This window comes from Micromonospora sp. NPDC049836, assembly GCF_044465125.1.
In the GTDB taxonomy this organism is placed as follows: domain Bacteria; phylum Actinomycetota; class Actinomycetes; order Mycobacteriales; family Micromonosporaceae; genus Micromonospora.
Genome location: NZ_JBITLH010000028.1, coordinates 1 through 21,964 on the forward strand (window position 1 = coordinate 1; position 21,964 = coordinate 21,964).

Below are 21,964 nucleotides of genomic sequence, written 5' to 3' on the forward strand. Positions count from 1 at the left end.
AACATTCCGAACCCGGAAGCTAAGCCCTCCAGCGCCGATGGTACTGCACTCGGGAGGGTGTGGGAGAGTAGGACACCGCCGGACAATCTTTCAGTGAGGGCCACCCCCAACGGGGTGGCCCTCACTGCATTTCCCCACCCATCCCTGACGTCGCCACCGACGCGTTCGGCCGAATGCCCGCCTGGTGGCCGGCGACTCTCGTACCGTCGGGACGGGAACCGGCCGCCGCGCCGGCAGACGTGACGTGCGGTACGTCCCGGTCCCCGATCGAGCCGCGCCGGTCGGGGTACCTGCTGATGGTTCGACCGGAACTGACCGCCGGGCACCGGCGGAGGCAGGAGTGGTCCATGAAGATCGGAATCATCGGGTCGGGAAACATCGGCGGCACCCTTACCCGTCGGCTGCGGTCCCTCGGGCACGACGTGACGGTGGCCAACTCGCGCGGGCCGGAGAGCCTGGCCGACCTCGCCGCGGAGACCGGCGCCACGGCCGGGACGGTGGAGGACGCCGTGCGGGACGCCGAACTGGTCGCCATCGCGATCCCGGTGAAGGCCGTGCCGGACCTACCGGCCCAGCTCTTCGACGGCAAGCTTGTGATCGACACGGACAACTACTATCCGCAGCGCGACGGCGAGATCCCCGAGCTGCTCGACCGCAGCCTCAGTTCCAGCCGGTGGACCGCGGACCGGCTCAACGGCGCCCGGGTGGTGAAGGTCTTCAACACCATCCAGGCCGGACACCTGATGGAGAACGGCAAGCCGGCGGGCAGCCCGGACCGGATCGCCCTGCCGGTCGCCGCCGACGACGCGGACGCCAAGCGGGTGGTCATGGAGTTGGTGGACGAGCTGGGCTTCGACCCGGTGGACGCCGGCACGCTCGACGAGAGCTGGCGCCAGCAGCCGGACACCCCCGTCTACGGCACCGACCGGGACGCCGAGGGGGTGCGGCAGGGCCTGGCCGAGGCGCGACCCTGACCGCGTACGACGAGGAAAAGCCCCGCCGGCGACGAGCCCGGCGGGGCTTTCTCGTGCCTGCGCCCGACGGACGTCAGGCGGCGGGCTTCGGGGCGCAGATGAAGCGCGGCTCCGGGTCGTAGCGCCAGCTGAACTTCTCCCGCTTGACCACCTTGCCGCCCTTCTTGATCACCCGGTACGCGTCCTGGGCGAAGCCCACGCTGCCCGCCGCGGAGATGCAGCTGGGGCCCGGGTCCAGGTAGACGGTCTTCGGTTGGGTGATGTTGCGGCGCGGACCGTACTCGGTCTTGACGCTGTCGTAGATCTTGGTGCTCCAGATCGACACGGTGATCGTGCTGCCCGTGTACGAGGTGTCGATGAGCACGCCGTACGGGGTGTTGTTGCGGAACTTGAAGTCCAGCTGCGGCCAGTAGATCGTCGACTCGATCACCGCGGGGTAGCGGCTGAAGTAGAACGAGTGCGGCTTGTGCTCGACGTCCTCCAGGCCGGCGTAGTAGGTCGCGTTGAACAGCGTGGTGGTGAACTGTGAGACGCCGCCGCCCACGCCCGGAACCAGTTTGCCGCCCACGATGGTCGGCGCGTCCTGGTAGCCCTGGTCGTAGCCGCGCTCGCCGGTGTGGCCGTTGAGCGAGAAGGTCTCGCCGGGCCGCACGATCGCGCCGTCGACGTCCTTGGCCGCCTGGACGATGTTCTGGCTGCGGGGAGAGGAGAGGCCGCCGGTGAACCGGGTGGTGAAGGTGGAGACCCGCTCCCGGATACCCAGCTCGGCGAGCTTCGCCTCGGTCAGCTCCGGCTGGGCCGGCGTCAGGTCGGCCCGGACGGTACGGCCGTCGGCCTTGGGCAGCACGGCGAGCAGGCCCTGGCTGAGGGCGGCGGCGTCGACCTGCCGGCCGGCCCGCCCCGGCACCACCTTGGGCTTGCCGCCGGAGATGGTCAGGCCGGCGTCCTTCGGCGCCACCTCGATCCGGGCCAGGGCATCGCCGAGGGCGGCCCGCAGCCGCTTGACGTCGACCCGGGGGGTGAGCTTGCCCGCCTGGTCGGAGGAGAAGCGCAGGCCGCGGGCGATCGCGGCGGGCGGGATGGTGACCGAGCCGCGATCGGTGGCGAGGGTGACCGGCGCGGCCACCGCCGGCCGGGCCAACTCGGCGAGGAGGCTGTCGACCTCGGCGCGGCTGGTGGCCGGCCACTGCTCGACCAGCGGCACGGTGACCGGTCGGGCGGCCAGCCAGCCCGCCTTGACCGCGGCGGCCGCGCCGTCCTGGTCGACGGTGAGCGCGGGCTTCGGGTAGACCGGCTTGGGGGTGGTACCGGTGAAGATGATCGCCGGCATGGTCATCTCCCGGCCCTGGTTGCCCATGGCCTGCCGGAGGGTGGCCGCCAGCCGGTTGGCGTCGACCGTCACCACGGGGTCGACGCTGCGGGAGCCGACCAGGCGGCTCACCGGGTGCGCGTCGATGGCGGACGCGGCCGCCACGGTGGCGTCCACGTCGATCGCGAGGCCGATGTCGGCCGGCTGCACCGGCATGCTCCGCTCGCCCACGGTGAGGGTGATGGGGGCGCTCAGCGTCGCGGCCCGGCGGTCCAGCTCCGCCGCCAGCACCCGGGCCGCCGCGGCCCGGCTCCGGCCGCCCAACTCCGCGCCGAGCACCGTGGTGCCGCGGGGCACGTCCCCCGCGTACGCCCAGGCGCCGGCGCCGAGCACCGCCGCGGTGAGCCCGCCGGCCAGCAGGATCCGGCCCCGCCGGTACCAGGCGGGGCGGCCCGGTGCCCGGGCGACGGTGGGCTCCGGTTCGTCGTCCGGCCAGCTCACCGCGGTGACCTTCACCGTGGGCCGGTCGTCGGCGGGCGGGAGTTTCTCCCCGTACAGCGTCACAGCAACCTCGATCGGAAGTACCACGTGGGGACCGCTTCCCCCACCCGGAAGACACCTACGGTAACCAACGCTCGACCCGGTCGGGAGTCGCTGGCCGGGCACGGCCCGTCGACCGGCCGGTGGGTGTCGCGACGGTCACCCGGGCCGGGGCGATTCCCGCGCCCGGGTCGTGGCACTGTGAGCGGGTGCGGACCGACGAGCAGAGCCCGGCGTACGGCGGGGGTTGGCTGGACCGGGCGGCGGCGTTGCGTGCCGACCCGGGCTGGATCTCCGCCCGCCTGGCCGACCGGGAGAGCGTGCTGCTGCCGTTCTGGCAGGACCGTTGCCTCGTGTCGGCGGAGCGGGCGCCGGTGCGGTTGCCCACGGTCGACGCGGCCGGGCTGCTCGCCGCCGTGGACGAGCCGGTCTTCCTGGGGCTGGACGCGGGGCGGGCGGTCTTCGCCGTCGACCTGTCCGGGCACCCGGAGCCGGCGGCGTTGCGGCTCGCCGGGGCCGCCGAGGCGGTCGACGTACGCGCCATCGTGGCGGGGCTGGGGGCGGCCGAGGCGGCCGTCCAGGCGTACGCCAAGGGGATGCTGCACTGGCACCGGGGCCAGCGCCACTGCGGCGGCTGCGGGGCGCTGACCCGGGTCCGCGACGGCGGCCACACCCGCTCGTGCACCGGGCCGGACTGCGGCCGGCTGCACTTCCCCCGGATCGAGCCGGCGGTGATCATGCTGGTGGAGGCGCCCGGCGAGCCCGGTCGCTGCCTGCTGGCGCGGCACCGGGGCGCGGCGGAGGATTCCTGGTCGACGCTGGCCGGCTTCGTGGAGATCGGCGAGAGCCTGGAGGACGCGGTCCGCCGGGAGTTGGCCGAGGAGGCCGGGGTGACGGTGTCGCGGCTGGCGTACCAGGGGTCGCAGGCGTGGCCGTTCCCGGCCGGGCTGATGGTCGGTTTCCGGGCCACGGCCGCCGGCACCGAGTTCGAGGTCGACGGGGACGAGTTGGTGGAGGCGCGCTGGTTCACCCGGGATGACCTGCGGGCCCGGGTGGCGGCGGGCCGGCCGCTGGGCCGGATCGACTCGATCGACCGGCACCTGCTGGGGTCCTGGTTGGACGGCCGGGGCTGAGGCCGGGCCGACCGGTCAGCCGGCCCGGCCGGACGGGTGAGTCGCGGATCATCCGCAGCGGTCCGTCAGCTCCTCGTTACCGAACTGTGATGTATAGCCGTGACGGCTACCACACGTGAAACCTGCCGGTCTCCGTGTCGTAATCCGGGTGGTTTGCCCGGGGGTTCGCGGTACCTCGATGTTAACCGTCGGTAACACTCGGCGATCTTGATACCACGGTTGTGTTACTGGTCAGTAGCAAGGGACTTGTGAGGTGTGTCGCTTCGCGAGAGCATCCAATCCGCGTACTGCGCGGTCCGTTCGGCACAACGGTCTCCGCGCCGCCCCGCAGCTTTCCCGTCCCGAGGCGCGACCCGCACCCGGTGACGAACCCCCGTCGAGGAGGACCTTGTGAGTGAATCGGAGAACCGTCAGGTGAGTGGCGGCACCCGCTGGCGTCGCTTTGCCGCGATGATGGTGCCGGCGACCGTCGTGGCCGGCGGCATCGTGCTGGGCATGGCGAACGGCGCGATCGCCGCCTCGTTCGCCGTCTCGGGCCAGACCTTCAAGGTCGGCGCCTCGAAGCTGGAGGGCGACGGCTTCAAGCAGTACGGCGGCTTCGCCAAGGAGAAGGACGGCACCGTGCACCCGGTGGCCGTCTCCGAGATCTCCAACGCCAAGCTGTACGACCTGTGCCAGTCGGTCAAGGTGCCGGACCTGCCGGTCGTGCTGACCATCAACGCCGGTGGTGGCGGCAACCCGGCGACCGCCAGCGGCCTGCTGATCGACATGGACTCCCTCGAGGGCGACGCGGAGTTCACCAACATCAAGATCGGCCGCGACGCGACCGACCTGAACGCGTCCGCCACGCCGAAGTCCTTCGGCCAGAGCGCCGACAAGGTCGTCATCAACGACCTGCAGCAGGTGGCCCGCTCCACCAGCGCCGGCGTCTTCACCCTGAACGGCCTCAAGCTCAAGGTGAACGTGGGCGCGGCCGCCAAGGAATGCTTCTGATCTGATGTCGAGGCCCGCGGAGGGCGCCCTCCGCGGGCCTCGACTCTGTTCCACCGCCCTGACAGCACCGCCAGCACCGCCAGGAGGAACACGTGACAACCACCGAGACGCAGCATGCGCGGCCCAGCCGGCTCGGGCAGGCGTGGGGTGGGTTCCGCCGGTGGCGGCGGGAACGGCCCTTCTGGGGTGGCCTCTTCACGGCGCTGGCCGGCCTGGAGATCTTCGGCACCACGCAGATGAGCCTCGGCGGCCTCACCTTCCAGATGGGGCCGACCGGTTTCCTGTCCTGGCTGATCCCGGTCATCCTGATCGCCTGCGGGATGTTGCTCTGGTTCAGCCCCGCCCAGCGCATGTTCTACGCGATCGTGGCGGCGATCACCGCGCTCTACTCGCTGATCGGAGTCAACCTCGGCGGCTTCTTCATCGGCCTGCTGCTCGGCATGATCGGTAGCGCGCTCGGCTTCGCCTGGGTGCCGCGGAAGCGGCCGGCCGCCCCCGCCGAGGAGGCCGCGGCCCCCGCCGAGGCGGAGCCGGCCGAGGAGACCGACGGTGACGAGCCCGCCCTGGTCGACGAGTTGCTGCCCCGGCAGCGCGAGGACGAGACGACCGGGGTGCTCACCGACACGCTGCCCGAGCCGCGCAACCCGCTGCGGGAGTCGGCCCCGGGCGAGCCCCGCGGGTCGGCCGACCGCACCGAGGTGCTGCCGGCCGTCGGACCCGACGCCCGCGAGGGCGACGGCCGGCGCGACCCCAAGCTGTACGCGATCCTGCTGGTGCTCGCCAGCGTGTCGACCGTGGGTCTGCTCGGGCTGCGCGATCAGGAACCGGCGATCGCCGCCCCGGCCGCCTGCCCCACCACCAGCGCCCCGGCGCGGCCGGAGCGGACCGTCTCCGCGGCCCCGTCGGCCAGCGCCAAGGCCAGTGCCGAACCGACCGAGCAGAAGAGCTCGGACGGAAACCTGCTGACCAAGATCGTCGACGGCATCACCGACCTGTTCACCGGTGGCGACGAGCCCGAGGCCGCGGCGAGCAGCCCGGCGCCCACGCCCGAGCCGACGGCCACCGGCGCCGCCCCGACCAGCGGCCCGACCAGCGCCGCGCCCACGCCGAAGGCCACCTCCCCGGCCAAGCCGGCGCCGGCCAAGCCCGGCGCCTGCGACCGGCCGACCCCGGCCAAGCCGAAGCCGGTCGAGGAGGGCAAGCCGCTGCCCAGGATCGCCGCCGAGGCGAACCAGCCCAAGGTGGCCGCGCAGCCCTCGAAGCTAACCGGCTCGAGTGTGACCATGACCGGGCTGCGGTTCGAAGGGATCGTCGACCTGCCGACCGGCGACGGCACGCTCAAGGTGCTGAAGTTCGCCATGGACAAGGCGGTGACCGACGACTTCGTGCTGCTGGCCGACGGCCCCGCCGGCAAGCGCCAGCGGTACGTCACCGACCGGCTCACCGTCCAGGGCGACGTGGCCTTCTACGCCACCCGCTTCGTCGGTTACCTGCTCGGCATCAAGATCACGCTGACCCCGGACCTGCCGTTCCCGGACGGCCTCCCGATCACCTCGCCGATCCCGATCACCTTCACCGACCCGACGATCGACCTGGCCTTCGTCGACTGCAACCGGCTGACCGCCAAGCCGCGGCTCCACCTCGACCTGGCCTGATCCCGAACGGCTGCGGCCGGGAGCCGGAGGTGATCCTCCGACTCCCGGCCGTCCGTCGTACCGGGCCGGTGTCCGGGTCCCCGGCCGGGGACCCGGGGGCGGCGGCTACAGCCGGGCCAGCGCCTGGCGCAGCGGGTCGAGCCCCAGTGAGCCGAGATCCAGCGCCTGCCGGTGGAACTCCTTCAGGTCGAAGTCGGCGCCCTTGCGGGCCTTCGCCTCCTCCCGGGCCTGCAGCCAGATCCGCTCCCCCACCTTGTACGAGGGCGCCTGCCCGGGCCAGCCCAGGTAGCGGTTCAGCTCGAAGCGCAGGTTCTCGTCCGGCACCCGGCAGTGCGCCCGCATGAACTCCCAGCCCAGCTCCGGCGTCCACCGCTCGCCCGGGTGGAAGCCGAACGGGTTGTCCCGGGGAATCTCCAGCTCCAGGTGCATGCCGATGTCGACGATCACCCGGGCCGCCCGGAACGCCTGGCCGTCGAGCATGCCGAGCTTGTCACCCGGGTCCTCCAGGTAGCCCAGCTCGTCCATCAGCCGCTCCGAGTAGAGCGCCCAGCCCTCACCGTGCCCGGAGACCCAGCAGAGCAGCCGCTGCCAGCGGTTGAGCAGTTCGGCGCGGACCGCCGTCTGGGCGACCTGGAGGTGGTGGCCGGGCACACCCTCGTGGTAGACGGTGGTCACCTCGCGCCAGGTGGAGAAGTCGGTGACGCCCTGCGGCACCGCCCACCACATCCGGCCCGGCCGGGAGAAGTCCTCGCTCGGGCCGGTGTAGTAGATCGCGCCGTCGCTGGTCGGGGCCAGGCAGCACTCGATCCGCCGCACCTGCTCCGGGATGTCGAAGTGGGTGCCGTGCAGCTCGCTGATCGCCTTGTCGGCCAGCGCCTGCATCCAGTCCCGGAACGCCTCCTTGCCCTGGATGGTGCGCGCCGGGTCGGCGTCGAGCGCCGCGACGGCCTCGTCGATGGTGGCGCCGGGCCCGACGATCCGGGCGGCCACCGCCCGCATCTCACCCTCCAGCCGGGCCAGCTCCGCGAAACCCCAGGCGTACGTCTCGTCGAGGTCGACCCGGGCGCCGAGGAAGTACTGCGAGGCCAGCTCGTACCGCTCCCGGCCGGCGGCCTGCTTCTCCCGGCCCCGCGGGGCCAGTTCGGAGCGGAGGAACTGCCCGAACTCGGCGGTGGCGGCCGTCGCCGCGGCGGCGCCCTTGCGCAGGTCGGCGTCGAGCGCCCCGTCCGCGCCGAGCCGCTCGACCAGCCCGTGGAAGAAGTTGTCGCCGTCCGGGTCGGTCCAGATGTCGCACTGCTTGGCGACCTCGGTCAGCTGCGCCCGGGAGCTGACCCGCCCGGCCTGGGCGGCCTCGCGCAGCGTCCGCTTGTAGCCCTCCAGCGCGGCCGGGAAGCGGTTGAGTCGGGCCGCGATGTTGGCGCGGGCGTCCTCGCTCCCGGTCGGCATCAGGTCGAAGACCATCCGGAGTTCGTGCAGCCCGCTGGCGATCACGTTGACCTCGCTGGTGGTCTCGCCGGCCTCGTGCCGGGCGAGCTCCAGACCGAGGCGCTCCTGCATCGCCTCCTTGGCGGTCCGCTCGGCCTCGGTGTCCGGCTCGGTCACGTCGAGGTCGGCCAGGGCGCGCCGGGTCAGGTCGGCGCGGGCGGCGTATCCCTCCGGGGTCAGGTCGTCGAGCTGGTCGTCGTAGCCGGCGATGCCGACGTAGGTGGCGCCGGTCGGGCTCAGCGGGGCCCAGTCGGCCACGTAGCGGTTGGCGAGGTCATCGATTCGTCCCACCCTGCGACCCTACGTGACCGTACCGCCCTGTTGTCGAGCCTCTTTGCCGCGTTCGGGCCGGCCGCGGCGTGGGCCCGGCGGCGGGTACGACCAGCGGGTCACCGGAGTCGCTGTGGCGGCCGACACGTGGGCCGATTTTCGCGCGACTTCGTCGTACCCCTGCGGCAGAGTGTCATGAGTGACCGGCGACTTCACTCCTGACCGAGCCCCGCTGCGAAGCTGGCTGCCCGGCTTTCTCGCCCTCGGTGTGATCTGGGGTTCGAGCTTCCTGTTCATCAAGGTCGGGGTGACCGAGCTGCACCCCCTGCACCTCACCCTCTACCGGGTCGCCACCGGCGCGGCCACCCTGCTCGTGGTGCTGGCCGTGCTGCGCGACCGGCTGCCCCGGGAGCCCCGCGTGTGGGCGCACCTGGTGGTGGTCGCCGCGTTCGGCGTGGCCCTGCCGTTCACCCTGTTCGGCTTCGGCGAGCAGCGGGTCGAGTCGATGCTCGCCGGGATCTGGAACGCGACCACCCCGCTGATCGTGCTGCCGCTGGCCGTCCTGGTGTTCCGCACCGAGCGGTTGACCGTGCGCCGGGCCGTCGGCCTGGGGCTGGGCTTCGCCGGGGTGCTGGTGGTGCTCGGCGTCTGGGAGGGCGTCGGCGGCTCGCACTTCCTCGGCCAGCTGATGTGCCTGGGGGCGGCGGCCTGCTACGGCGTGGCCATCCCGTACCAGAAGAAGTTCATCGCCGACACCGCGTACTCCGGGCTGTCGCTCTCGGCGGCCCAGCTGCTGGTCGCGACGGCGCAGCTCGCGGTCGTCGCGCCGCTGGTGGTCGGCGCCCCGCCGGCGCCGGCCGGGCTCTCCGGCCGGGTGCTGGGCAGCGTGCTGGCGCTCGGCATGCTCGGCACCGGCCTGGCCTTCGTGATCAACCTGCGCAACATCCGGCTCGCCGGGGCGAGCACCGCCTCCACCGTCACCTACCTGATCCCGGTGTTCGCGGTGCTGGTCGGGGCGGTCGTGCTGGGCGAGCGGATGAACTGGCACCAGCCGGTCGGCGCGCTGGTGGTGCTGCTCGGCGTGGCGGTGGCCCAGGGCATGCTGGGCCGGCGTCGCCCGGCCCCGGCCGTCGACGCCGTCAGCCCGGCGCCGGTGCCCGCCGGCCGCTGACCGCACGCCGGGCCGCCACCGCGGCGACCCGGCCCCCGGTCAGCGGCGGCCGGCCGTCCACTTCACCAGCCGGTCGGCCGTCCAGGTGTTGACCACCCGGTTCGCCGGTACGCCGCAGAGCGCCGCCCGCTCGCAGCCGAACCGCTGCCAGTCGAGCTGCCCCGGGGCGTGCGCGTCGGTGTTGATGGCGAACCGGCAGCCGGCCTCCAGCGCCCGGCGGATCAGCCGCTTCGGCGGGTCCTGCCGCTCCGGCCGGGAGTTGATCTCGACGGCGACGCCGTGCTCCGCGCAGGCCGCGAAGACCGCGTCCGCGTCGAAGTCGCTCTCCTTGCGGGTACGCGCCCGGTGCCCCCGGTCGCCCGGGCCGGTCACCCCGGCCGGCCGGGACGACACCATCCGCCCGGTGCAGTGGCCCAGGATGTCCAGGTGCGGGTTGGCCACCGCGGCCAGCATCCGCCGGGTCATCTTCGCCCGGTCGTCGTTCAGGCCGCTGTGCACCGAGCCGACCACCACGTCGAGGCGGGCGAGCAGCTCCTCGTCCTGGTCCAGCGACCCGTCGGCGAGGATGTCCACCTCGATGCCGGTGAGGATGCGGAACCCCTTCGGCAGCGCCTCGTTGACTGCCGCCACGTGGTCGAGCTGCTGGCGCAGCCGGGCCGCGGTCAGGCCCCGGGCCACCGTCAACCGGGGCGAGTGGTCGGTGAGCACCACGTACTCGTGGCCCAGCTCGACCGCGGCGAGCGCCATCTCCTCGATCGGGGAACCGCCGTCGGACCAGTCGGAGTGGGTGTGGCAGTCGCCGCGCAGCGCGTCCCGCAGCTGCTGCGCCGCCGCGTCCAGGTCGGTGCCCTCGGTGGCGACCAGCCGGCGTAGGTAGACCGGTTCCTCGCCGGCCAGCGACTCGGCCACACAGCGGGCGGTCACGTCACCGACGCCGGACAGCTCGGTGAGCTTCCCGGTCCGGGCCCGCTCGGCCACCTCCGCCGCCGGCAGCGCGCCGAGCGTCTTGGCGGCCGACCGGAACGCCCGGACCCGGTAGGTGGCCTCGTTGGCCCGTTCCAGCAGGAACGCGATCCGGCGCAGGTCGGCGATGGGATCCCGGGCAGTCATGACCTGCAACCTACGCGTCCGCGCCGCCGGCCGCGGGGCGTCCCGCCCCGGCTGTCGGGAGTGGACCGGTCAGCCGCCGCCGGCGCCCGTCCCCGGCGCCTTCGGGCAGCCGTGCTTCCGCTGCCAGGCCGCCACCTCGGCGGCCGGCCCCCGGTTGCCCTTACCCCGCCACGAGGTCAGGTACGGCGCCGGCCACACCACGCCCCGCCGGATCCACCAGTCGTTCTGCCCGGTGCACTTCGGGGAGAGGCCGAAATGCAGGTGGCAGACGTTGTTGGCGTTGCCGGTGTGGCCGACCTTGCCGAGCTGCTGGCCGGCCCGGACCCGGACCCCGGCGTCGATGCCGGCGGCGATCGCGCTCAGGTGTGAGCCGTAGTAGCGGACCCCGTCGTCGCCGAGCAGCGAGACCGACAGCCCCCCGTTGTACGGGCCGAGCGGGCCGCTCCGGCGGAACCGGTCCACCCGGCTCACCTCGAGGATCCGGCCGTCGGTGACCGCCACCACCGGCTCGCCGCAGTCGGCGAAGATGTCCGTCCCCGGGTAGGCGGAGTGCGTCGGGTGGAAGGCCACGTTGCCCGCCCGCACCGGGAACACGTGCCGCGGCGGCGTACGGCTGGCCGACGGGGTGGGCGACGCGGTGCCGGGCGACGCCGACGGCGACGCGGCGGGCTGCTCGGCGGTGACCGGCCCGCTCGGACCCTGCCAGGAACTCCCCGGGCCGGCCGGGCCGCCGGCGTCGGGGGCGCAGCCGGCGGCCAGGACCGGGACGAGCAGCAGCAGGACCGGTAACGCGGGGCGCGGACGGCGGCCGGTCGATCGCGAGCGCATCCGGTCATCCTGGCAGAGAAGTACGGTGGGGACGAACGCCGGAGCCGGCCCCGAGACGGTCGCTCAGCGTGACCTCGGGGGGTGCACGGTCCGTGAAGGGAGCAGGGGCGATGAGCGGCTGGCACGCGGGACCCGGCGAGACCGGCCCCGGCCCGGCCCGGCCGGTGCCACGGGCCCCGTCGGGGCTCTTCCCGGCCGGCGCGCCGATGCGGCCGGTCTGGCGGGAGCCGCACCCGGTCACCGGCGCCGGGGTGGCCTCCGGCGCGGTGACGGCCTTCGCCTGGCTGCTGCTGTTCGGCCTGCTCGGGCGGGATGTGCCGGGCTATGCCTGGTGGACGCTGATCGGCGGCACGCTGGCCTGGGTGGCCGCCGCCGCCCTGGTCCGGTACGGCGACCGGGGGGTGGCGACCGGCGTCGCGATCGTCACCGCCGGCGGCTGGAGCATCGCCGCGGCGGTCGTCGCGGTGCGCTGGGCGCAGAGCGGGAACTGGCCACTCTGGTGACCTCCGGTGACGTCTCCGCTGCGTAGCGAACGCCCCTTGACGTACCCGCGGTGACGGTCCACCCTCGCGGTATGGCCTGGACCACCCCGCCGCGGCTCGACCCCGAGCGGAGCCGCCGCCGCCTCCAACTCCTCGCCGAGTTGGCCGGTGCCCGCACGGTACGTCAGCGCGAGCGGCCGCAGCGGGTACGCACCGAGCGTCTGCGCCAGCTCATCGCCACCCGCCGGCGGATCGCCGGCTGACCGACTTTCTCCCGGATCGGCCGGCCCTTCGGGGCGTTGACCGGTCGCCCGCCGACCCGACCGGTTAACGTGCATCGCGTGACGAGTCGGCATGCTGCCGAGGCCAAATTGGGGGGACCGTGTCGTACTTCGCTGCTGCCGTGGCGCGCGTCGAGGGCGGCTGGTCCGCCGAAGAGGTGAGCCTGCGGGGCGTCACCGACATCGAGGAGGTCGCCGACCGGCTCCGCGACGCCGAGCCGGACGCCGACCTGTCGCTGCTCTTCGTCGAGGCCGACGACACGTACCTGGTGATCCTGCGCCTGGACGAGGGGGAGGACCTGCGGATCTTCGGCTCTGACTCGGCGTACGCCGAGGAGTCGCGGCTCGGCGCCCTGCTGGTCGGGGACCTGAAGACGTCGGTCACCGGGCTGGAGGAGGCCGAGGAGCCGCGGGCGGCGGCCGGCGGGGACGAGTCCGAGCAGCCGGCGGTGGACCCGGAGGCCGACCCGGTGGGCGACGCCGACCTCCTCGCCGACCTGGGGATCCCCGCGCCCAAGCTGCTCGCCCTCTGCGGCCACGACGGCATGATGCCGGCCGACGTCACCGCCGAGATCTGCCAGGTCCTCGGCTGCGCGGACGAGGTCGAGGAGCTGCGTGAGGTCTGAGCCGTCCGGCCCGTTCTGGACCGGTGGCGGTGAGCCGGCCGACGCCACCGACCCGGCGCTGGAGACCGTACGCCCGGGGCAGCCCACTCCGGGCCGGCCGGGCCGGGTCGGTCCGGGCGCGCAGGAGGGGCTGGCCGACCCCGGTGGCGTGGGCCGCCGGCAGCGGCACGAGCTGTGGATGCGCCGGGCCCTGGAGGTCGCGGTGACCGGCCCGGACGACGGCGCCGACGCGGTGGAGGACGTGCCGGTCGGCGCGGTGCTCTACGGCCCGGACGGCGCCGAGCTGGCCATCGGGCGCAACGAGCGGGAGCTGACCGGGGACCCGACCGCGCACGCCGAGGTGCTGGCGCTGCGGCGGGGCGCCGAGCGGCTGGGGCACTGGCGGCTGGCGGGCTGCACGCTGGTGGTGAGCCTGGAGCCGTGCACGATGTGCGCCGGCGCGATCGCGCTGGCCCGGATCTCGACGGTGGTCTTCGGCGCGTGGGAGCCGAAGACCGGCGCGGTCGGCTCGCTCTGGGACGTGCTGCGCGACCGCCGCCTGCCCCACCGCCCCGAGGTCTACGGCGGCGTGCTCGAGCCCGAGAGCGCCGCCCTGCTCCGCGCCTTCTTCCGCTAGGCCCGGGCTCCGCTGATTTCGGCGGCCCGGGCCGCGCTCATTCCGCTAGGCCCGGGCTCCGCCCATTCCGGGGGCCCGCGTCCTGGCCATTCCGGTGGGCCCGGGCTCCGCTCATACCGGTTGGCCCGGGCCGCGGCTCGGCAGCGTCGGGTGGGTCGGTCAGGCGGGCAGGGCGGCGGGGCGCAGCAGGGTCGTGGCGACCGCCCGGGCGGCCTCGGTCCAGGCGGTCGGGCGCAGCGTGGCCGGGTCCAGCCGGACGATCGAGCGGGTGCCGTCGGCGTACCGCGTGCGGCCGTCCGGTGAGCGGAACTCGAAGGCGTACCGGGCGCTGCTGGTGCCGAGGTGCTCCAGCCAGAAGTGCACCGCCAGCGCGCCGACCCCGGTGACCGGGGCGTGGTAGGTGATGGCGAACTCGCGTACGGCGTGGAACACGTCGGGGGCGCTGTGCCGCCCGGCCGAGAAGGCGATGCCCCGCTCGGTCCAGTACGGCGTGAGCGCGCGCTCCAGCAGCACCGCGTACCGGGCGTTGTGCAGGATGCCCATGGCGTCGAGGTCGTCGAAGTGCACGGTGACGTGCTCGACGTGACCGAACTGGTGGCTCATGACGGGCCTTCCGTTAGCAGGGTCGGGTCGGGGCTGAGCGCGCACAGCCGGTTCAGCAGGCCCAGGCGGGCGTGCCGGTAGGTGGCGTCCGGGTCGAGCAGCCGGGAGCGCATCACGGCGCTGATGCCGAACGCGTCGATCTCGTAGGCGAGCTGCGCGACGTCCAGGTCGGCGGGGAGCTCGCCGAGGTCGACGGCCTCCTGGACGAGCCGTTCGAGGAAGGCGGTCCAGCGGTGGAACGCCTCGGCGAGCCGGTCCCGGATCGGGCCGGGACGCACGTTGTACTCGAATTCGGTGTTGGCGAAGAAGCAGCCGCCGGGGAGCACCCGGGCGGCGTAGAAGTCGATCCGTGCCTCGTGCAGGGCCCGCAGCCGGCGTACGCCCCGGGGGGCGCGCAGGGCCGGCTCGATGATCCGCTCCTGCCACTGCGCCACGGCCCGGTCGACGGTGGCGAGCTGGAGCGCCTCCTTCGAGCGCCAGTGCGCGAAGAGGCCCGACTTGCTCACCTCCAGCCGGTCGGCGAGCTGGCCGAGGGAGAGGCCGTCGAGGCCGACCTCGGTGGCCAGCGCCACCGCGGTGTCCAGCACGGCGCGGCGGGTGCGGTCGCCGCGGGCGACGCGGCCGTCGAGGGTCATGCGGGCAGCGTAAACCAAAATAAGACCGACCGGTCGTATTAATTTATGTGACGTGGAACGCGTCCGCCCCGCCACCGGGATGGTGGCGGGGCGGACGGAAAGAACCGGGACGGGTCAGGCGATGGCGGTGTCCAGAGCGATCTCGACCATCTGGCTGAAGGTCTGCTCGCGCTCCGCCGAGGTGGTCTTCTCGCCGGTCTTGATGTGGTCGCTGACCGTCAGGATGGTCAGCGCCCGAGCCTTGAACCGGGCCGCGATCGTGTAGAGCGCCGCCGACTCCATCTCCACCGCGAGCACCCCGTAGTCGGCCAGCCGGTCGTAGAGGTCGGGCCGATCGGTGTAGAAGGCGTCCGCCGCCAGGATCGGACCGACCCGCATGCTGATGCCGCGCCGCTCGGCCACCTCGACCGAGGTACGCAGCAGCCCGAAGTCGGCCACCGGGGCGTAGTCGATCAGCCCGTCGAAGCGCATCCGGTTCATGTTCGAGTCGGTGGACGAGCCGATCGCCGCCACCACGTCCCGCAGCTGGAGGTCCTCGGTGAGGGCGCCACAGGAACCGACCCGGATCAGCGTCTTCACGCCGTACTCGGTGACCAGCTCGTGGGCGTAGATCGAGGCGGAGGGCATGCCCATGCCGGAGCCCTGGACGGAGACCTCGACGCCGTTCCACCGGCCGGTGAAGCCCAGCATGCCGCGAACCGTCGTGTAACAGCGGGCGTCCTCGAGGTAGGTCTCCGCGATCCACTTGGCCCGCAGCGGGTCACCCGGCATCAGGACCCGCTCGGCGATCTCTCCCGGCTCAGCGCCGATGTGCGTACTCATGGCAACGATCCTGCCAGGCCGGGCCCGGGGATACCGGTTCGGCGTCCAGACCCGGGGTCCTGTACCCTACTCGGCGGTGGCGTGTCCGAGTGGCCTAAGGAGCACGCCTCGAAAGCGTGTGAGGGTTTACGCCCTCCGCGGGTTCAAATCCCGCCGCCACCGCTCGTGAAATGCGCGAACGCCCGGTCGATCCGCGAGGATCGGCCGGGCGTTCCGTTTCTGGTGTCAGTTGGTACTTTCCGAGCCGCCTAGCCCTCAGCGGCGAAGCCGGTCCTGGCCCGAAGCCCGGCGATGACGCTGCGAGTGGACAGGGTGTCGGGGTGGTCGGGTCCGAGTATCCGCAGCCGGTCGTGGAGGAGTTGTTCGAGGGCGTCGACGGCGCCGGAGAGGTCGCCGGCCTCGCCGCGGAACTTGGCGATGACGCTGCGGGTGGTCAGGGTGTCGGGGTGGTCGGGTCCGAGTATCCGCAGCCGGTCGTGGAGGAGTTGTTCGAGGGCGTCGACGGCGCCGGAGAGGTCGCCGGCCCGGCCGCGCCAGTAGGCGATGTTGTGGCGGGTGGTCAGGGAGTCAGGGTGGTCGGGCCCGAGAATCCGCAGTTCGTCGCGGTGGAGTTGTTCGAGGGCGTCGACGGCGCCGGAGAGGTCGCCGGCCTCGCCGCGGAACTTGGCGATGTTGTGGCGGGTGGTCAGGGTGTCGGGGTGGTCGGGCCCGAGTATCCGCAGTTCGTGGCGGTGGAGTTGTTCGAGGGCATCGGCGGCATCAGAGGGATCGCCCGCCAAGCCCTGCCAGTACGCGATGTTGCTGCGCACGACGAGGGTATGGATGTGGTCAGGCCCGAACAGCCGTAGACAGTCGACTAGGAGCAACTCGAACGCGGCGACGGCGCCCGCATGATCGCCGGTGTTGGCCCGCCAGTAGGCGACATTTCCCCGGATGATCAGCGTGTCGGGGTGATCCGGTCCGAGCACCCGTTGACAGTCTGCGAGGAGTTGGTCAAAGGCCATGGCGGCCGCCTCCACCTGGCCGCTCTCGCCGATGCTGCGAATGGTGCGCCAGAGCAGTGGGTGGGAGCGTTGGTGGAGCAGAGAATCTCCGCTACTGCTACGGAGAGCGGTGACGTTGGTGCGCAGATTCTGAGCCTGTTCGGGGTCACGTTCGATCTCAGGCCACATCTCGAGCAGAGCCTCGGCGGCAGCGAGAGTTGCGGCGGCGAGATCTGCGCTGTCGAGATCGTCGAGGGTGGCGCGTTGGACGAGGGCGTGTACACGGACCGCGCCGGCAGCGGGGTCATGGGTGATGAGGTTGAGTCGGTGAAGGTTGCGCAAGGCATCGATAACCGCCTGCCGGTCGATGCTCCGGCCGCTGATAGCGCCGAGGTGCCCGTACATCGCATCAGTGGTGAAAACAGCGGCGGGGATGCCGTTGGGATTCAGCAGAGCGGCGATGTTGAGGACCGGCCGGGCGAGGCCCTGCGGTGAATGAGCGTCGGCCGCGTCGATTGACAGGGACCATGTCGCGGCGACCGTGGCGCGATGGTCGTCGGGCAGCGCGTCTTCCGGTGGGGAGAGATCGGCTAGCGGTTGTTGACGGTCGGCAAGACGCTGACGGTAGGTGGCGCAGTCAGTGCCGCGGTCGCGGATGAAGGCGGCTGCCTGCGCCAGGGCCAGCGGCAGGTAACCAAGGTCCGCGGCAAGGGCTTGGAGATCCGCCCGCCTTTCGGCGGGCTCGCCCGTCGCCCGCGTGAGGTAGGCGGCAGCCTCAGCCGGGGTGAACAGGTCGACCTCGATCAGGATGCGACCATCGGTATGCAGAATCGGGTCGCGGCGGCGAGTGGTGACGACTGTGCGGCCATGCCGGTTGTCCGGTGGCCACCAGCCCGCGGCGTCCGAAGGGGTGTCAAGGTTGTCCAGCACTACCAGCCACCGCTTGTCGGTGTGTTCCAGCCATCCCAGCAGCCGACCCGCCGCTGCCTCCGCCTCCGGTTCGGTGACGGGGGCGAGCCCGATGGCCTGTGCGGCTTCGGCGTAGCTTGCGATGATGGCGTCACGACTGGACGCGGTCACCCAGAGGAGCAGATCCAACTCACCGTTGCCGTCCAAGCGGCGTGCGAACTGCGCGGCGAGTTGTGTCTTGCCGACGCCGCCCATCCCGGACAACACCTGCGTGAGCACCGCTGTCCGGCCGGCTCTGGCGGCCTTGACCAAGTCTATGCGGGCACGCCGGTCCTGCAGCCAGGCCGCTTGCCGCGGCAGCCGGCCCACCCGCACCACTCCGTCCAGGGGCGACCGCTCGCGACCGCGTTCCCGGTAACCAGAGATGCGGTCGAAGACGAACGAGGCCAGCGCGAGCACCGTGCTGAGGATGCCTGCGATCCAGCCCGCCTGCTCCGTACCCGCCCAACCAGAACGAGGCCGCCAATCTACCGGAAGCCACCAGGTCGCCACCGTGACCAGACCGAACACTGCGGCGGCTCCCAGCAGCACTACTGTTCTGGTCCGCCATCGGCGCCGGAAGACGCGGGTCATCCCACTATCATCGATAGTGGTGACAAGCGGTCGAGCACGGCCGTCCGGTCAGCAGGGGCCGTAGCCCTCGTCGAAGAGGCGGCGCGCCCAGTCCGCGTACCCGGCGATGATTTTCCGGACCGTCATGCCGTCGTGCAGGAAGAGGTACGCGCGGTCGCCGTCGCGGGCGAGCAGCCCGTCGAACCGGTACGAGTTCTGCGGGGCGGCCAGCTCGACCGCCGCCGGGAAGGTGTCGCGCACCTCGGTCACCGGGGTACCGACGCTGATCCCCTCGGGCGTGCTCATCGGATCGCCGAGCCAGAGCAGGACCAGGCGGTCGCCGGCGAAGATCGGGCTGACCGCCTCGTGCCCGGCCAGCGTCGGTCCGCACGCGTCCTCGTCCGTCCGCAGCACCCCGCGCCGGGTCAGCTCTTGCTCGGTGTCGCCGAATTCGACGTTGCGCAGCCCACCGAGGCCGACCACCTCCGCGGCGCCGACCGGGCGGGCCGGCACCTCCGGCCCTTGTGGACGGACGCCGCTGCCGGCGATCGAAGCGGCCGCCATGAGCGCGGCGATGAAGCCGAATTGCCGTAGTTTCATGCATTCCCCCAGTCCACAACGGGACTGGGGGGAGGAGGTTGCTGGTGCGGGTCGGATTGCCGGAGTTCCCATTCCTCGGCGAGTTCGTCCCAGTAGTCGGCGGAGAGCCCGCGGCGGCCGTGCGCGAGCCAGCCGGCGGTGTCCCGCTCCAGGTGCAGGCCCAGCTCGGCGAAGTAGTCGATCCACGGCCCCGGCTCGGCGCCGAGCCGGGCCAGCGCCGCATTGATCGGCCACTCGGCGCGCGGCCGGTCCAGGGCCCGGTCGACGCACGGCCCCCAGCTCAGCTCGCCGCCCAGCCACACGGCGGCCGCCTGGTGGCCCAGCCCGCCGGCGAACTCCGCCTCCAGGTACGCCACCGGCCCGCGCCGGGACCACCGGGCCAGCAGCTCCGCCAGGTCCGGCCCGGCCGGCGGTGGCGGGTCGGCCGGGCTCTCGCCGGGCGCCGTTCCGGGGCGACCGCGGGGCGGCTGCCCACCGTCACGCTCACGGACCCCGCCACCGGCCCGGTCCGCTGCGAGGACGAGCCGGAACGGCTGCTCCGGGGAGACCTCGCCGGTGGTGAAGTCGGGCAGGTGGCCGGTCAGCTCCTCGACCAGTTGCGGAGTGATCGGCAGCAGCGCGAAGTCCTGCCGGAGCGCGGCGAGCACCGCGTGGTCCAGGTCGGCGGTCTGCTCGCGCAGTAGCTCGACGTCGGCGACCACCGCGCTGAGCTGGTAACTCATCCGATCTCCCGGGCGTCCACAGGCTGTGGATGGAACATGTGTACGACGGTGCGGCCTCGGTGTGTGGCGGGGGGTCGTCGGCGCGAAGGCCGTCAGCGTCGCACCCACCCGCACCGTACCGGGGGCGTGCGGGTCGCGCCCGGGGTGTGCGGTCCAGCCGCGACGCCGGGCTCACGCCGGCTGGCCGGCTCGCTCCCGCTGGCCGGGGCCCGCTCTCCCGGCGGCCGGCGGAACGTCCGTTTCGCCGGGCAGACGGATCGACGGGTGGCTGGAATGATGACCCGCGATGCAGCGCCGGTACCGCCGCTGCCACGGGGGATCCACCACAGACGGATAGCACTGCGCGCAGCCCGGCACCGCCGGGCCGCGTGCCGACCGTTCGCATCCTCCGGGGCCGGTGGCGTCGCCGCCGCACCTCGCCCACCCGGGCGAGACAACCCCCAGGAGGAAACATGCAGGACAAGCGTTCCGACCGGCGTTCTCTGCTGCGGGCCGCCGCGGTCAGTGCCGGCGCCGCCGCCGTCGCCGCGCCGGCGCTGGGTGGCATCACCCCCGCCCAGGCCGCCGCGCTGGCCTCCACCGGCGCCATCCCGTGGGTCGGCCCCGCCGGGTCCGGCGCCACCTACGAGGTGAACCCCACCCTCGGCGCCCAGGCCGCCATCAACGCCGCGCTGGGCAGCGCCTCGATGAAGGCCGTCTTCGTGGCGCCCGGCCAGTACAAGCTCAAGTCCCCGGTGGTGCTCGGGGACAAGCAGGCACTGATCGGGGCGGGCCCGCTGGTCACCATGCTGCGCGCGGACACCGGCTTCAGCGGGTCGGCCCTGGTGATCAACCCCTGGACCGAGGCGTTGGGCACCATCACCGCCTCCCGGCAGTGCGTCAGCGACATCGGGCTCGACGCGGCCAACCTGGTGGCCAACGGGCTCAACTTCCAGATGAACGCGACCCCCGACCAGTACGGGCCGGACCCGGCGCCGTGGCTGACCCGGGTCTTCGTCACCCGGACCACCGGCGACGGCATCTACCTCGGCGGCACGTACGCCGGCGGGCAGCGCGAGTTCAAGATCACCGACTGCCGGGTCGAGAACGCGGGCGGCTGGGCCTACAACCTCCAGTCCTCCGACGGCTTCGTCAGCGGGTGTTCGGCCCAGGGCGGCGATCTCGGCGGGTACCGGATCGGCGGCGGCAACATCAAGGTCTGGGGCAGCAAGGTGTACGGCACCGGCACCTCCACGGCGGCCGCGCCCGGCTTCAAGATCGAGTCCTCCCGTGCCACCGTGGTGGGGTGCGAGGTGCAGGACACCGCCGGCAACGGGTTCGAGATCCGCGGCGCCAACTGCACGATCTCCGGCTGCACCGCCGACTCGACCGGCGTCGGCACCAGCGGTACGGACCAGAACTCGGCGGGCTTCTACATCGGCGCCTCGGCGGTGAGCGTGGAGGGCGGCGCGTTCCAGCGCGCCAAGGGTGGCGCCAAGTGGATCGTGGCGGGCGCCGGCATGCGTACCGCGCTCTACCTGGCCAGCGGGGTGGACTACGTCTCGGCGCGGCTGGTCAGCGGCCCGGACCGGGAGGCGCCGTTCGTGCGCCTGATCACCGGTACCGTGGGCGCCCGCTCGTCGGTCTCCGTCCTGGGCTGACCGAACGGACCGGGCGGTAGCAAGGCGAGGGGCCGGCTTCCTGATGGGAGCCGGCCCTCGTCGGGCGGAGGATACGAGATTCAAACTCGTGAGGGGTGTGGGCGGTCAGGGCGCCGCCAAACCAGGTCCGGGCCCTGCTCAGAGCACGTAGGAGGCAACCATCTGACCGAGTTGCCGGATGTCCGAGTTGCCCTTGAACTCCAGCCGAACCTTGCCGAGTCCGCTGAACCACAGGTCGAGTTCGGCGTCGAGGTCAAAGGTGCCGGCGGTCTCGATCGAGAACGCCTGGATCTTGCTGTAGGGGAGGGACGTGAAGTCTCGTTTCTTGCCCGTGATTCCTTGAACGTTGACCGCGATCAGGCGCTTGTCCGTGAACACAACGAAGTCCCGAACAGCCTTGAAGCACGAGACCATCTGCTCGCCAGGAATCAGCAGTGGCGCGACCGCGGGGGCGATGTCGGCTGGATTGCACGGATGCAGTTTGAACACGGAGCCGTTCGCAAAGTCGATCATGGCGTCACCCTAGCCAGGCCGCCAGCACCGAAGATCAACCAGTCGGACCTCCGTCCAGGGCGGCCGGTCGACCCGTCCTGGCTGATCAGCTCACCTCGCCGCGGGCTGTCGGGTGGACTGCTCAGCACCCCTACGAGAGTGTCCACCGGCCGCGTGGAAAGCCGCTGACCGTCCACCGATCACGTACGCCGCGCCGGGAGACCGAGCCTTCTCGCCTTCGCGATCATGAGGCCACCGGCCATCATGACCACGAAGCCGAGGAGGTAAACGCCACCCGCGCTGGCCTGGACCGCCGCGACACCTGCCGCCGCGCCAACGGCGGCAAGCACCCCGCCGACAGCAGACAGCACCCCGCGCTTAGAGCTCCTAACGAAATGATGTTGGGCGTGTCCTCGGGACGCGAGGATCGTTCTGTCTGAACGTGAGGAGGGGTGAGCAGCCGCCGTGGGTCG

Annotated in this window: 20 protein-coding genes, 1 tRNA gene and 1 pseudogene; 11 read left to right on the forward strand and 11 right to left on the reverse strand. The window is 72.5% G+C overall.

What is annotated here, in order from left to right:
- Positions 1-347: 347 nt before the first annotated feature.
- The gene (locus tag ACIBPB_RS33085; RefSeq protein WP_396843169.1) at positions 348-974 is read left to right on the forward strand and encodes an NADPH-dependent F420 reductase; all 627 of its coding nucleotides are present in this window, start codon (positions 348-350) and stop codon (positions 972-974) included.
- Positions 975-1,047: 73 nt separating this feature from the next.
- Here the strand turns inward: ACIBPB_RS33085 and ACIBPB_RS33090 are convergent, their stop codons facing one another.
- On the reverse strand, positions 1,048-2,847 hold the full coding sequence (locus tag ACIBPB_RS33090) for a VanW family protein (protein ID WP_396843170.1): 1,800 nt from the start codon (positions 2,845-2,847) through the stop codon (positions 1,048-1,050).
- 185 nt (positions 2,848-3,032) lie between these two features.
- Between ACIBPB_RS33090 and nudC the strand changes: the two genes are divergently transcribed.
- From nudC to ACIBPB_RS33105, 3 genes are all read left to right on the forward strand, one after another.
- Positions 3,033-3,956: an NAD(+) diphosphatase gene (gene nudC / locus ACIBPB_RS33095; protein WP_396843171.1), complete on the forward strand. Its 924-nt coding sequence runs from the start codon at positions 3,033-3,035 to the stop codon at positions 3,954-3,956.
- 450 nt (positions 3,957-4,406) lie between these two features.
- Positions 4,407-4,949, forward strand: a complete 543-nt coding sequence (locus ACIBPB_RS33100) for a DUF6230 family protein (RefSeq protein ID WP_357317160.1) — start codon at positions 4,407-4,409, stop codon at positions 4,947-4,949.
- 92 nt (positions 4,950-5,041) lie between these two features.
- Entirely contained in the window at positions 5,042-6,604 is a 1,563-nt protein-coding gene (locus tag ACIBPB_RS33105; protein ID WP_396843172.1) for a DUF6114 domain-containing protein, read from the forward strand.
- Between the two features lie 105 nt (positions 6,605-6,709).
- Here ACIBPB_RS33105 and ACIBPB_RS33110 read toward each other — a convergent pair whose 3' ends face one another.
- Complete coding sequence (locus ACIBPB_RS33110; protein ID WP_396843173.1) at positions 6,710-8,380, reverse strand: DUF885 domain-containing protein; 1,671 nt, start codon at positions 8,378-8,380, stop codon at positions 6,710-6,712.
- A gap of 178 nt (positions 8,381-8,558) precedes the next feature.
- Here ACIBPB_RS33110 and ACIBPB_RS33115 point away from each other — a divergent pair.
- Positions 8,559-9,687, forward strand: a pseudogene (locus ACIBPB_RS33115) (DMT family transporter); the annotation flags it as partial.
- Here ACIBPB_RS33115 and ACIBPB_RS33120 read toward each other — a convergent pair.
- Positions 9,570-10,640, reverse strand: coding sequence for a PHP domain-containing protein (locus ACIBPB_RS33120; protein ID WP_396843174.1), 1,071 nt, complete (start codon positions 10,638-10,640; stop codon positions 9,570-9,572). The pseudogene ACIBPB_RS33115 and the gene ACIBPB_RS33120 sit on opposite strands and share 118 nt — an antisense overlap.
- Positions 10,641-10,709: 69 nt before the next feature.
- Positions 10,710-11,468, reverse strand: coding sequence for a M23 family metallopeptidase (locus ACIBPB_RS33125; RefSeq protein ID WP_396843175.1), 759 nt, complete (start codon positions 11,466-11,468; stop codon positions 10,710-10,712).
- A 110-nt stretch (positions 11,469-11,578) separates the two neighbouring features.
- On the opposite strand from ACIBPB_RS33125, the gene ACIBPB_RS33130 reads away from it, so the two are divergent.
- The 4 genes from ACIBPB_RS33130 to ACIBPB_RS33145 all read left to right on the forward strand — a co-directional run bounded on the left by ACIBPB_RS33130 (position 11,579) and on the right by ACIBPB_RS33145 (position 13,473).
- Complete coding sequence (locus ACIBPB_RS33130) at positions 11,579-11,971, forward strand: hypothetical protein (protein ID WP_396843176.1); 393 nt, start codon at positions 11,579-11,581, stop codon at positions 11,969-11,971.
- A 71-nt stretch (positions 11,972-12,042) separates the two neighbouring features.
- Complete coding sequence (locus tag ACIBPB_RS33135; protein ID WP_197087529.1) at positions 12,043-12,213, forward strand: hypothetical protein; 171 nt, start codon at positions 12,043-12,045, stop codon at positions 12,211-12,213.
- A 119-nt stretch (positions 12,214-12,332) separates the two neighbouring features.
- Entirely contained in the window at positions 12,333-12,857 is a 525-nt protein-coding gene (locus ACIBPB_RS33140; protein ID WP_396843177.1) for a tRNA adenosine deaminase-associated protein, read from the forward strand.
- A 130-nt stretch (positions 12,858-12,987) separates the two neighbouring features.
- Positions 12,988-13,473 carry a nucleoside deaminase gene (locus ACIBPB_RS33145; RefSeq protein WP_396843184.1) on the forward strand — a complete coding sequence of 162 codons (486 nt, stop codon included), beginning with the start codon at positions 12,988-12,990 and terminating at the stop codon, positions 13,471-13,473.
- Between the two features lie 159 nt (positions 13,474-13,632).
- Here the strand turns inward: ACIBPB_RS33145 and ACIBPB_RS33150 are convergent, their stop codons facing one another.
- From ACIBPB_RS33150 to deoD, 3 genes are all read right to left on the reverse strand, one after another.
- Entirely contained in the window at positions 13,633-14,076 is a 444-nt protein-coding gene (locus tag ACIBPB_RS33150) for an acyl-CoA thioesterase (protein WP_396843178.1), read from the reverse strand.
- A complete protein-coding gene (locus ACIBPB_RS33155) occupies positions 14,073-14,711 on the reverse strand; it encodes a TetR/AcrR family transcriptional regulator (protein WP_357317103.1) in 639 nt (212 codons plus the stop codon). The genes ACIBPB_RS33150 and ACIBPB_RS33155 overlap by 4 nt, the downstream gene beginning before the upstream one ends.
- 114 nt (positions 14,712-14,825) lie before the next feature.
- Positions 14,826-15,533: a purine-nucleoside phosphorylase gene (gene deoD / locus ACIBPB_RS33160; RefSeq protein WP_396843179.1), complete on the reverse strand. Its 708-nt coding sequence runs from the start codon at positions 15,531-15,533 to the stop codon at positions 14,826-14,828.
- Positions 15,534-15,608: 75 nt separating this feature from the next.
- On the opposite strand from deoD, the gene ACIBPB_RS33165 reads away from it, so the two are divergent.
- A tRNA-Ser gene (locus tag ACIBPB_RS33165) sits at positions 15,609-15,695 on the forward strand.
- An 86-nt stretch (positions 15,696-15,781) separates the two neighbouring features.
- Here the strand turns inward: ACIBPB_RS33165 and ACIBPB_RS33170 are convergent.
- The 3 genes from ACIBPB_RS33170 to ACIBPB_RS33180 are packed head-to-tail and all read right to left on the reverse strand — an operon-like array spanning position 15,782 to position 19,359.
- Entirely contained in the window at positions 15,782-18,058 is a 2,277-nt protein-coding gene (locus ACIBPB_RS33170; protein ID WP_396843180.1) for a tetratricopeptide repeat protein, read from the reverse strand.
- A gap of 48 nt (positions 18,059-18,106) precedes the next feature.
- Positions 18,107-18,601: a hypothetical protein gene (locus ACIBPB_RS33175; RefSeq protein WP_396843185.1), complete on the reverse strand. Its 495-nt coding sequence runs from the start codon at positions 18,599-18,601 to the stop codon at positions 18,107-18,109.
- A gap of 32 nt (positions 18,602-18,633) precedes the next feature.
- A complete protein-coding gene (locus ACIBPB_RS33180) occupies positions 18,634-19,359 on the reverse strand; it encodes a hypothetical protein (RefSeq protein WP_396843181.1) in 726 nt (241 codons plus the stop codon).
- A 452-nt stretch (positions 19,360-19,811) separates the two neighbouring features.
- Here ACIBPB_RS33180 and ACIBPB_RS33185 point away from each other — a divergent pair, with 452 nt between their 5' ends.
- A complete protein-coding gene (locus ACIBPB_RS33185) occupies positions 19,812-20,999 on the forward strand; it encodes a right-handed parallel beta-helix repeat-containing protein (RefSeq protein ID WP_396843182.1) in 1,188 nt (395 codons plus the stop codon).
- A 138-nt stretch (positions 21,000-21,137) separates the two neighbouring features.
- On the opposite strand, the gene ACIBPB_RS33190 is transcribed toward ACIBPB_RS33185, so the two are convergent.
- Entirely contained in the window at positions 21,138-21,512 is a 375-nt protein-coding gene (locus ACIBPB_RS33190) for a PH domain-containing protein (RefSeq protein WP_396843183.1), read from the reverse strand.
- Positions 21,513-21,964: the final 452 nt, after the last annotated feature.

Coding starts and splice junctions, on each gene's coding strand:
- ACIBPB_RS33125 (WP_396843175.1), bottom strand. CDS start 11,468: ATGCGCTCGCGATCGACCGGCCGCCGTCCGCGCCCCGCGTTACCGGTC.
- ACIBPB_RS33175 (WP_396843185.1), bottom strand. CDS start 18,601: ATGGCGGCCGCTTCGATCGCCGGCAGCGGCGTCCGTCCACAAGGGCCG.
- ACIBPB_RS33130 (WP_396843176.1), top strand. CDS start 11,579: ATGAGCGGCTGGCACGCGGGACCCGGCGAGACCGGCCCCGGCCCGGCC.
- ACIBPB_RS33190 (WP_396843183.1), bottom strand. CDS start 21,512: ATGATCGACTTTGCGAACGGCTCCGTGTTCAAACTGCATCCGTGCAAT.
- ACIBPB_RS33185 (WP_396843182.1), top strand. CDS start 19,812: ATGCAGGACAAGCGTTCCGACCGGCGTTCTCTGCTGCGGGCCGCCGCG.
- ACIBPB_RS33180 (WP_396843181.1), bottom strand. CDS start 19,359: ATGAGTTACCAGCTCAGCGCGGTGGTCGCCGACGTCGAGCTACTGCGC.
- ACIBPB_RS33100 (WP_357317160.1), top strand. CDS start 4,407: ATGATGGTGCCGGCGACCGTCGTGGCCGGCGGCATCGTGCTGGGCATG.
- ACIBPB_RS33155 (WP_357317103.1), bottom strand. CDS start 14,711: ATGACCCTCGACGGCCGCGTCGCCCGCGGCGACCGCACCCGCCGCGCC.
- ACIBPB_RS33085 (WP_396843169.1), top strand. CDS start 348: ATGAAGATCGGAATCATCGGGTCGGGAAACATCGGCGGCACCCTTACC.
- deoD (WP_396843179.1), bottom strand. CDS start 15,533: ATGAGTACGCACATCGGCGCTGAGCCGGGAGAGATCGCCGAGCGGGTC.
- ACIBPB_RS33150 (WP_396843178.1), bottom strand. CDS start 14,076: ATGAGCCACCAGTTCGGTCACGTCGAGCACGTCACCGTGCACTTCGAC.
- ACIBPB_RS33170 (WP_396843180.1), bottom strand. CDS start 18,058: ATGACCCGCGTCTTCCGGCGCCGATGGCGGACCAGAACAGTAGTGCTG.
- ACIBPB_RS33135 (WP_197087529.1), top strand. CDS start 12,043: ATGGCCTGGACCACCCCGCCGCGGCTCGACCCCGAGCGGAGCCGCCGC.
- ACIBPB_RS33120 (WP_396843174.1), bottom strand. CDS start 10,640: ATGACTGCCCGGGATCCCATCGCCGACCTGCGCCGGATCGCGTTCCTG.